The sequence below is a fragment of the Actinomycetes bacterium genome (assembly GCA_022599915.1).
Lineage (GTDB): Bacteria > Actinomycetota > Actinomycetes > S36-B12.
In genome coordinates, this window is the sequence record JAHZLH010000038.1 from 1 (window position 1) to 8,906 (window position 8,906).

The following is an 8,906-nucleotide window of genomic DNA, read 5'->3' on the forward strand; positions in this document are numbered from 1 at the left end:
ACGCTGATGAAGTAAAGCGCAAAGGTGTGCTGATCGGGGATGTGGTGTTTCTGCGCAAAGCCGGTGATGTCATCCCCGAGGTGCTCGGTCCGGTGGTAGAAGAACGCACCGGTGACGAGCGAGCCTTCATCATGCCCACTCACTGCCCCGCCTGCGGCACCGAACTGGCCCCGGAGAAAGAGGCGGATGTCGATATCCGCTGCCCGAACGTGCGCAGCTGCCCTTCGCAGTTACGGGAGCGGATGTTCCACGTCGGCTCCCGTGGCGCCATGGACATCGAAGGTCTGGGCTGGAAAGCAGCCGTCGCGCTACTGGACTGCGATCTCGTCACCGACGAAGGTGACGTGTTCGCCCTGGATGCGGAGAAATTGCGCGACTGTGACTTCTTCACCCGTGGTGAGGGTGACGAGCGAGAGTTGAACGCCAACGCCGAATCGCTGCTGGCACAGTTGACCGAAGCCAAGTCGCGGCCACTATGGCGAGTGCTAGTGGCGCTGTCGATTCGCCACGTTGGCCCAACCGCAGCCCGCGCCTTAGCCACCCGATACGGGAATATTGAGGCCATCCAGAAGGCACCGGCTGAGGAACTCGCCGACGTGGACGGTGTCGGGCCAATCATCACCGAGGCAGTAGTGGAGTGGTTCGCTACCGACTGGCATCGCGAGATCGTGACCAAGTGGCGGGACGCCGCGGTGGCGATGGCCGATGAAGCCGATGACCGCCCGGCACAAACTCTAGCTGGGGTCACTGTGGTCATCACCGGATCATTGGAGGGCTTCACCCGCGACGGCGCTAAAGAAGCGGTACTGCTGCGCGGTGGCAAAGCGGCCGGGTCGGTCAGCAAGAAGACCAACTTCGTCGTCGTGGGCGACAACCCCGGCAGCAAATACGACAAGGCTGTTGACTTGGGTATCCCGATTCTGAATGTCGCCGGTTTTCAGGAGCTACTGGACAACGGCCCACCAGCGGAGCCCGCGCAGGCCGAGGCTGGCACATGATTCGGGTAGTGGCAGCGATGATCCTGCGCGACGGTCCCGGCGGCACCGCACAAGTCCTGGCAGGTCGGCGCACTAGCCCACCGGAACTGGCAGGTCAGTGGGAGTTCCCCGGTGGCAAAGTCGAAAACGGCGAGGACGACATGACCGCACTGCGCCGGGAGATCCGCGAGGAACTCAGCGTCGAACTCGCCATTCAGGGACCGCTGGGCTGCGAGTTGCCCATGGTGGGCGGCCTTGGAGTCTGGCAGCCCTACCTCGCCCGCATCACCAGTGGCGAACCAGTCGCCCAAGACCACGACCAACTGAAGTGGCTGTGCGCGGAGGAACTGGGTTCAGTTCAGTGGCTCTCCAGCGATCTACCGGTGCTAGTTCCTCTCTCGGAACGCATGCGCAACACCCTGGGTTGAAGGCATCTGGACCACGGAGCCCAGTGAAGGTCAGCTAAGCGCCTAGTTCCTTGATATCAGCATCCACCATCAGCCGCGCCAGTTCCGGGGTGAGGGTCTGTGCTTTCCAGCCCAAGACAGTCTCCGCTTTGCTGGCGTCGCCGATGAGGTTATCGACCTCGGTGGGGCGTAAGTAGCGTTCGTCGAACTTGACGTGCTCTTCCCAGTCCAGTCCGACATGATCAAATGAAATCTGCAGGAAGTCCCGCACGGTGTAACTGGTACCAGTGGCCACCACGTAGTCGGCGGCTGTTTCGGCCTGCAGCATCAACCACATCGCCTCGACATACTCCTTGGCGTAGCCCCAGTCGCGGGCGGCGTCCAAGTTTCCCATCCACAAGTCCTGCTGCTGGCCGGCGGCAATGCGTGCCACAGCTCGAGTAATCTTGCGCGACACGAAGGTCTCGCCGCGACGCGGCGACTCATGGTTGAACAAGATCCCGTTGCAGGCAAAGATCCCGTAGGCCTCGCGATAGTTCCGCGCCATCCAGTAGCTGTAAACCTTGGCCGCGCCATAGGGGCTGCGCGGATAGAACGGTGCACTTTCCGACTGCGGCGGCGGCGTCGCTCCAAACATTTCTGAACTCGACGCCTGGTAGAAGCGAATTTCCGGGTTGACCTGGCGCACCGCCTCCAAAATCCGAGTGGTGGCCAGTCCAGTGACGTCGCCGGTGAACTCGGGCTCGTCGAATGACACTCGAACATGGCTTTGTGCCGCCAAGTGGTAGATCTCATCCGGCGAAATGGCGCTGATCAGCGTTACCAACCGGGAGCTGTCCGTCAGATCCCCGTAGTGCAGGAAGAATCGGGTATCAGGATCGTGGGGATCGCGATACAGGTGGTCGACTCGGTGGGTGTTGAAGGTGGAGGCCCGCCGGATGAGACCGTGTACCTCGTAGCCCTTGTCCAGCAGCAATTCAGCCAAGTACGACCCATCCTGGCCGGTGACTCCGGTGATCAGCGCCTTACGCACGATGCTCTCCTCTATCCACCAGGCAGCTGCCGGCGCTCGGGGTCGGCCTGAGTCTATCCGGCATCCAAGGCACCATCGGGTAGGTCACGGACACGGGGCGAGGGTGTGGCTCTGGGGAGTGGACGGAGAGGGTAGCCCTGCCCACCGAGGTAGCAAGCGATCCACGGCTGGTTTCGTCGCCGCTTCGACTTCGATTCGAGATGGGCTGGCCACAGTCGACCTCAGCATTCGAACGGATTATGTTTGGTGAGCACAGGCACCCGCAAGCAGTTCCAAGGCCCCCGCCTACGATGGAAGGCATGTCTGATATGTCCCGCGCCGACGTGGCCCATTTGGCCCGTTTGGCCCGGTTGGAACTCACCGAAGACGAACTGGACCACTATGCCGGCCAGTTGGATGCGATCCTGGACGCCGTGAAGCGGGTCTCTGAGGTCGCCGCAGATGATGTTCCCGCCACTTCGCACCCCGTCCCGATGACCAACGTCTTTCGTGACGATGAGATAGGCGAGTGCCTGCCACGTGATGAGGTATTGGCTGCCGCTCCCGCCACCGAAGATGGCCGGTTCCGGGTTCCGCGGATCCTGGATGAGGAGGAGTGATGTCAACCGAACGCATCATTCGCACCAGCGCCCAAGGTCTTGTCGAGGAAATGGCGCAGGGGAATCTGACCTCGGTGGAGATCACCCAGGCTCACCTTGACCGCATCGCCGAAGTTGACGGCGAGATCAATGCCTACCTGCAAACCACTGGCGAGGACGCGCTAGCGACCGCCGCTGAGGTGGATCGCCGTCGCTCCCGTGGCGAAGACCTACCCCGGCTCGCTGGCGTACCGATCGCGGTAAAAGACGTATTGGCCACACGCGGGGTTCCCACTACGGCTGGATCCAAGATCCTGGAAGGGTGGCGCCCACCGTATGACGCGGGAGTAGTGGAGCGGTTGAAGGCCGCCCACATGCCGATCCTGGGCAAAACCAATATGGACGAATTCGCGATGGGCTCCTCCACCGAACACTCCGCCTACGGTCCGACTCGCAACCCATGGGACACCAGCCGCATCCCCGGTGGTTCCGGTGGTGGCTCAGCCGCCACATTGGCTGCGTTCACCGCGCCACTGGCCGTTGGTACTGACACGGGGGGTTCGATTCGTCAGCCCGCTGCGGTCACTGGCACGGTCGGCGTGAAGCCCACCTACGGCGGGGTATCTCGCTATGGTTTGATTGCGCTGGCCTCGTCACTGGATCAGGCCGGACCGTGCGCCCGCACCGTCATGGACACCGCGCTGCTGCACGAAGTCATGGCTGGCCACGATCACCGTGACTCCACATCGCTGACCGATCCAGTCCCTGACGTCGTGACCGCCGCTCGCGACGCCGATGTCTCAGGCCTACGAATCGGACTGGTCAAGGAACTGTCCGGTGACGGTTACCAGCCAGGCGTCCAGCAACGCTTCGACGAAGCAGTAGCGATCCTGACCGATCAGGGTGCCGACATTGTCGAGGTGTCCTGTCCCAACTTCGAATACGCACTCGGTGCCTACTACTTGATCCTGCCCAGTGAGGCGTCGTCGAACCTGGCTCGGTTTGATGCCATGCGCTACGGCCTGCGGGTCGGTGACGACGGCTCGGCTTCCGTGGAGCAGGTGATGAGCCTGACTCGGGAAGCGGGTTTCGGCGCTGAGGTGAAGCGGCGGATCATGTTAGGCACTTACGCGCTGTCGGCGGGTTACTACGACGCCTACTACGGCCAAGCCCAGAAAGTCCGCACGCTGGTGCAACGCGACTTCGAAGCCGCGTTCGCTGACTGCCACGTGTTGATTTCCCCGACCTGTCCCACCACTGCGTTCCCGATCGGAGAGAAGGTGGACGACCCGCTGGCGATGTATCTGAACGACATTGCCACGATCCCGGTGAACCTGGCTGGTAGCGCGGCAATGTCGCTGCCAGTCGGACTAGATCCGGATGACAGGCTGCCCGTCGGTTTGCAGATCATGGCCCCACACCGGGCTGATGACCGCCTTTACGGGGTGGGGGCGGCGCTGGAGCAAGCGTTGGAAGACAAATGGGGATACCGGTTGATCGAGAAGGTGACAGCATGACCTCCACCAAAACTGCCCTAGTCCCCATGGATGAGGCACTGTCCCGCTACGAGCCGGTGATCGGCCTAGAGGTCCACGTCGAGCTGGGCACCGCCTCCAAGATGTTCTGTGGCTGCCCAACCGCCTTCGGTGCCGAAGTGAACACCCAAGTCTGTCCAGTCTGTTTGGGGCTGCCCGGGTCACTGCCGGTGGTCAATCGGACTGCGATTGAGTCCACCATCCGGATCGGGTTGGCGTTGAACTGCGACATCGCGTCGTGGTGCCGGTTCGCTCGGAAGAACTACTTCTACCCGGATATGCCAAAGGACTTCCAAACCAGTCAGTACGACGAACCGTTGTGCACCGATGGCTACCTAGATGTCGAGGTGCCCACCCACGACGGCACCACCACCGTTCGGGTGGAAATCGAGCGGGTCCACATGGAAGAGGACACCGGCAAACTCTCCCACGCAGGTGGCGCCACCGGTCGAATTCACGGCGCTGACTACAGCCTGGTGGACTACAACCGAGCTGGTATCCCCCTGGTCGAGATCGTCACCAAGCCCGTGGTCGGTACTGGCGCGTTGGCCCCAGCAGTCGGCCGGGCCTACGTCGGTGCGTTGCGCGACATCATGCGCTCACTTGGGGTCTCAGATGTGCGGATGGAAGAGGGGTCACTGCGCTGCGACGCGAACCTGTCCATCGCCCCACCGGGAGCAGAGTGGGGAACCCGCAGCGAAACCAAGAATGTGAACTCGTTGCGGTCAGTGGAACGCGCGTTGGCATTTGAGATCACCCGCCAAGCAGGCGTGCTGGACGCTGGTGGCCGCGTGGTCCAGGAGACCCGCCACTTCCACGAAGATGACGGCAGCTCGACACCGGGCAGGAGCAAAGAACAGGCCGAGGATTACCGCTACTTCCCCGAACCCGATCTACTACCGGTGGCTCCAGACCCGGCGTGGGTGGAGGAACTACGATCCACGTTGCCGGAGATGCCGGCGGTGCGCCGAGCACGACTGCAAGGCGAGTGGGGGATCAGCGACTTCGACATGCAGTCAGTTATCAACGCTGGCGCCCTCGACCTCGTCGTAGACACTATTGCTGCGGGGGTAGATCAGGCCGCGGCGCGTAAGTGGTGGTTGGGGGAGTTGTCCCGTATCGCCAAGGAATCCAGCCAGGACCTGACTGACCTGCCCGTCACGACGCAACATGTGGCTCGGGTGGAAGAACTGATCGCTGCGGGGGATCTCAACGACAAGTTGGCTCGCTCGGTCTTCGACGGGATCGTCAAGGGTGAAGGCGACGCCGACGAGGTCGTCGAGTCCCGAGGACTGGCGTTGGTCTCCGATGACGGTGCCCTACATACCGCGATTGACGAAGCCATCGCCGCCAACCCGGATGTGGTCGAGAAGATCAAGGGCGGAAAAGTGCAGGCTGCTGGCGCGATCATCGGCGCGGTCATGAAAGCCACCCGCGGTCAGGCTGACGCCGCCCGCGTCCGCGAACTTCTGCTGGAGAAACTCGGGGTGTGAGCAGCGCCGACGACTAGCCGGTCTCACCAATGCCTGGTTGATCGGCGTTACTCGACGTGATCTTGTTGGATCGCGATCGCGCCAATCAGATTCTTGTCGGCTAGTCCTGGAATCAGTTCCGCCTCCCAAGTGCCGGCTTCTGACTGACCCCACGCCAAGCGGTTGTCCGGAGCGCATTGGCAGGTGCGTAAGAACTCGGATGCGGAGTGACTCTCCGAGCATGCCTTGATCAGAGCCTCGTGGAGGACCCACCCGGAAAGCAAAGCAATAGATCGCTCAGGCTCGTCTTTCGGGTACGCCATCTCGGCTGTATGGAGTTGACGCGCCCGCTTCTCGATCTTCGCTGGTACTTGCTGTATTTCTTCGATGTCGAAGCCCACTGGTCGGTTGTGACTCAGCGCAATAGCAGTCCAGTTAGTGGTGTCGGAGAAGCTGCAACGCCAGTCCGGCCGTCCTCGAAGGTAGGGACGTCCGGCGTGATGATGTGCCAGATTGACGGGTTCTCCAACCGGCAGTCCGAGCGTCTTGGTAATCAGCTGTTCGCGCATGACTGTGGTGTCGGCGGCTTTGGGAAGAAGATGAAACTGGACCGAATCCATCAGCGACGCGACCAAGCCTTCCAAGAACTAGCTGCCGAGTCGATAGTGCAAAATCTGCGGGTGGAACTCACAGGTCGACCAGTCCTTGCGATGATTCTTCGCCAGCTGTGTCTTCCGACTCGGCAGAAGTGCCTGATCCCTAGGCTCGGGACCGCCACTCATTTTTGCCAACCTAGGCGCATCTTGGTCACTCATCTGAGTCAGCCCAACGGTTGAGTTCCGCGTAGTCAATCTTTCCATTTGGCAGCACTGGGATGTCCGCGACCTGGCGGAACTGCAGTAGTTTCGGGGCGGTGCCCAGGCGGGTAGCAAGATCTCTGCGCTGCTGGGCAATCTCATCCGCGTCCTTCGAGGTCGTGAAGAGAACAATCCCATCGCCAGCGGCCGCGATAGCAGCGACTTGGTTGGACGAGGAAATCAGTTGCTCGACTTCGTCGAGGGACACTCTCACACCCGCCAGTTTGGCAATGCGCTTGGAGCGTCCAGTGAGAAAGAGGAAACCATCATCATCGAGGTAGCCGAGATCTCCGGTGTGGAGCAGGCCATGGCACACATCACCCTGCGCGAGTTCTGTCGACTCGGTGGCGTATCCCATCATCACGTTGGGTCCGCGATAGGTCACCTCACCCACGGTCCCGGCATCGCACACCGCGCCGTCTGGAGATTCGATGCTGAACTGACCCCCCGCTAACGGAATCCCGACTGACCCCAATTTCTCGATGACCTGCTGTGACGGCAAGCAAGACATTCGTGGTGACGCTTCGGTTTGGCCGTACATGACGTAGAAATCACGTCCAGTCCGCGCGCACAGTTCCGCAAAGTACTGAATCTGTTGCTTGTCCAGCCGCCCGCCAGCTTGTTGCAGGGCCTTCAGGTGATGCAACTCGCGATCCTCAAAACCCAGTCGCCGCAGCATGAGGAACGTCTGTGGCACTCCTGGAAGGTGAGTAACCCGAAATGACTCCAGATCGTGCCAGAACAGCTTGTCCAAAAGGCTCCTCGATGTCACGAGGACGCTGGAGCCCGCGATCAGGTGTGATGTCAGCACAGACAGTCCGAACGAGTAGAACAGTGGCAGTGACGTGACGCCCCGAGACTCGGCGGTGATGCCGACCGACGGCGCTATGGCCTCGGCGTTGCTCAGGAGATTCTGTCGAGAAAGTCGCACTAGTTTCGGGCTGCCAGTGCTGCCAGAGGTGGGCAGCAAGAGACACAGGTCGGGGTGAATCGCTGGCGGGATGGTGTCGAGTTGCCAGCAACCGGCTTGCAGTAGTTCGCTGGGTGGAAGATCCGGCAGGTCTGTGTTCAAGTCAGGCGGTGCAAGGAGTAGATCCGGCTGGTAGCGATCCACCAGCGCCGCTACCGACTCGGGCTTGGTGTTGGCGTCGAGCGGGAGTAAGGGGATTCCTGCCTCAAGTAGTGCCAGGAGGTGAAGTGCCGACGCCGGAGTCGAATTGGTCAACACAACCGCGAACTTGGTACCAGTTGCGCTGTAGTAGGCGGCCTTTGCCGCCACGTCTGCACCCGTGATCGTGGTCCCATCGAAGCCGTGAACCAGAATCTCTGACGGTTGTCGGTTAAAGAATTTCACGGGTTGATCTGCACCTCTACGTCAACGGCTCAGGCAAGTGTCGTCATTAGGCCAAACAATTTTGTGGCTCTGAAGTTGAGCAGATCGGTCTCGCCTATGGGCCAGGTCTGCATGAGCGCGTGACGGAGCAGCAATTTTCGTAGTGCTAGTGGCCAGCAGCGAGGAGGAGCCCCGATTGGCGCCCTGAATCCTCCCGGCTAGCCGGGTGCTGTCTGACCGGCTTGGGTCAAACATCTATCCCGTGCCTCGCAAGAATATTCCGGGCCTCGCTAAACGAAGTCATCGCAAGTACGTCGTCGGTTGAGAGCGTGATGCCAAATGCATCCTCGATCTCTGAAGCGAGAGCCATATGTGCAACGGAGTTCCACTGCGAGATCGAACCATAGGCCAAGTTCTCCCAGTCAGTTGCGTCAAGTTCGATCCCGAGTCCCTCAACAAATGCGTCCTTGAGCCGATCCGTCATCTTCCGCTCCACCGTTCCTTCGCACTTAGCGCGAGTTGCCAACAAGTTCAGCCTAGTGGCCACGGTTTCACGAAGACGACGGCAGCACCACACCGGGCAGGAGCAAAGAAGAGGCTGAGGATTACCGCTACTTCCCCGAACCCGACCTGCTGCCCGTTGCCCCAGACCCGGCGTGGGTGGAGGAACTGCGGTCGACACTGCCGGAGATGCCGGAGATGCCGGAGTTGCCG

Annotated in this window: 9 protein-coding genes and 1 pseudogene; 6 read left to right on the forward strand and 4 right to left on the reverse strand. The window is 61.1% G+C overall.

From position 1 onward, the window contains the following. A partial coding sequence (locus tag K0U62_06810) for an NAD-dependent DNA ligase LigA (protein MCH9801226.1) occupies positions 1 to 998 on the forward strand: 998 nt, incomplete at its 5' end. Beyond that, the gene (locus tag K0U62_06815) at positions 995 to 1,405 is read left to right on the forward strand and encodes an NUDIX domain-containing protein (protein MCH9801227.1); all 411 of its coding nucleotides are present in this window, start codon (positions 995 to 997) and stop codon (positions 1,403 to 1,405) included. The genes K0U62_06810 and K0U62_06815, both read left to right, overlap by 4 nt. Before the next feature lie 34 nt (positions 1,406 to 1,439). Here the strand turns inward: K0U62_06815 and gmd are convergent, their stop codons facing one another. Further along, the gene (gene gmd, locus K0U62_06820; GenBank protein ID MCH9801228.1) at positions 1,440 to 2,417 is read right to left on the reverse strand and encodes a GDP-mannose 4,6-dehydratase; all 978 of its coding nucleotides are present in this window, start codon (positions 2,415 to 2,417) and stop codon (positions 1,440 to 1,442) included. Between the two features lie 299 nt (positions 2,418 to 2,716). Here gmd and gatC point away from each other — a divergent pair, with 299 nt between their 5' ends. Genes gatC through gatB form a run of 3 tightly spaced genes read left to right on the forward strand, consistent with a single transcriptional unit; the run spans position 2,717 to position 6,023 of the window. Further along, on the forward strand, positions 2,717 to 3,016 hold the full coding sequence (gene gatC, locus K0U62_06825; GenBank protein MCH9801229.1) for an Asp-tRNA(Asn)/Glu-tRNA(Gln) amidotransferase subunit GatC: 300 nt from the start codon (positions 2,717 to 2,719) through the stop codon (positions 3,014 to 3,016). After that, positions 3,016 to 4,512: an Asp-tRNA(Asn)/Glu-tRNA(Gln) amidotransferase subunit GatA gene (gatA, locus tag K0U62_06830; GenBank protein MCH9801230.1), complete on the forward strand. Its 1,497-nt coding sequence runs from the start codon at positions 3,016 to 3,018 to the stop codon at positions 4,510 to 4,512. Before gatC ends, gatA begins: the two co-directional genes overlap by 1 nt. Further along, positions 4,509 to 6,023 (forward strand): Asp-tRNA(Asn)/Glu-tRNA(Gln) amidotransferase subunit GatB, encoded by a 1,515-nt coding sequence (gene gatB, locus K0U62_06835; protein ID MCH9801231.1) that lies wholly within the window; start codon positions 4,509 to 4,511, stop codon positions 6,021 to 6,023. Before gatA ends, gatB begins: the two co-directional genes overlap by 4 nt. 47 nt (positions 6,024 to 6,070) lie before the next feature. On the opposite strand, the gene K0U62_06840 is transcribed toward gatB, so the two are convergent. The 3 genes from K0U62_06840 to K0U62_06850 all read right to left on the reverse strand — a co-directional run bounded on the left by K0U62_06840 (position 6,071) and on the right by K0U62_06850 (position 8,676). After that, positions 6,071 to 6,571 (reverse strand): 4'-phosphopantetheinyl transferase superfamily protein, encoded by a 501-nt coding sequence (locus K0U62_06840; protein ID MCH9801232.1) that lies wholly within the window; start codon positions 6,569 to 6,571, stop codon positions 6,071 to 6,073. 238 nt (positions 6,572 to 6,809) lie between these two features. Then, positions 6,810 to 8,213 (reverse strand): AMP-binding protein, encoded by a 1,404-nt coding sequence (locus K0U62_06845; GenBank protein ID MCH9801233.1) that lies wholly within the window; start codon positions 8,211 to 8,213, stop codon positions 6,810 to 6,812. 226 nt (positions 8,214 to 8,439) lie between these two features. After that, complete coding sequence (locus tag K0U62_06850; GenBank protein ID MCH9801234.1) at positions 8,440 to 8,676, reverse strand: acyl carrier protein; 237 nt, start codon at positions 8,674 to 8,676, stop codon at positions 8,440 to 8,442. Between the two features lie 65 nt (positions 8,677 to 8,741). On the opposite strand from K0U62_06850, the pseudogene K0U62_06855 reads away from it, so the two are divergent. After that, positions 8,742 to 8,906 (forward strand): annotated as a pseudogene (locus K0U62_06855) (Asp-tRNA(Asn)/Glu-tRNA(Gln) amidotransferase GatCAB subunit B).

Excerpts from the sequence above, each read along its gene's own strand:
- K0U62_06815 (MCH9801227.1), top strand. The coding sequence starts at position 995 with ATGATTCGGGTAGTGGCAGCGATGATCCTGCGCGACGGTCCCGGCGGC.
- gatC (MCH9801229.1), top strand. The coding sequence starts at position 2,717 with ATGTCTGATATGTCCCGCGCCGACGTGGCCCATTTGGCCCGTTTGGCC.
- gatA (MCH9801230.1), top strand. The coding sequence starts at position 3,016 with ATGTCAACCGAACGCATCATTCGCACCAGCGCCCAAGGTCTTGTCGAG.
- gatB (MCH9801231.1), top strand. The coding sequence starts at position 4,509 with ATGACCTCCACCAAAACTGCCCTAGTCCCCATGGATGAGGCACTGTCC.
- K0U62_06840 (MCH9801232.1), bottom strand. The coding sequence starts at position 6,571 with ATGCGCGAACAGCTGATTACCAAGACGCTCGGACTGCCGGTTGGAGAA.
- K0U62_06850 (MCH9801234.1), bottom strand. The coding sequence starts at position 8,676 with ATGACGGATCGGCTCAAGGACGCATTTGTTGAGGGACTCGGGATCGAA.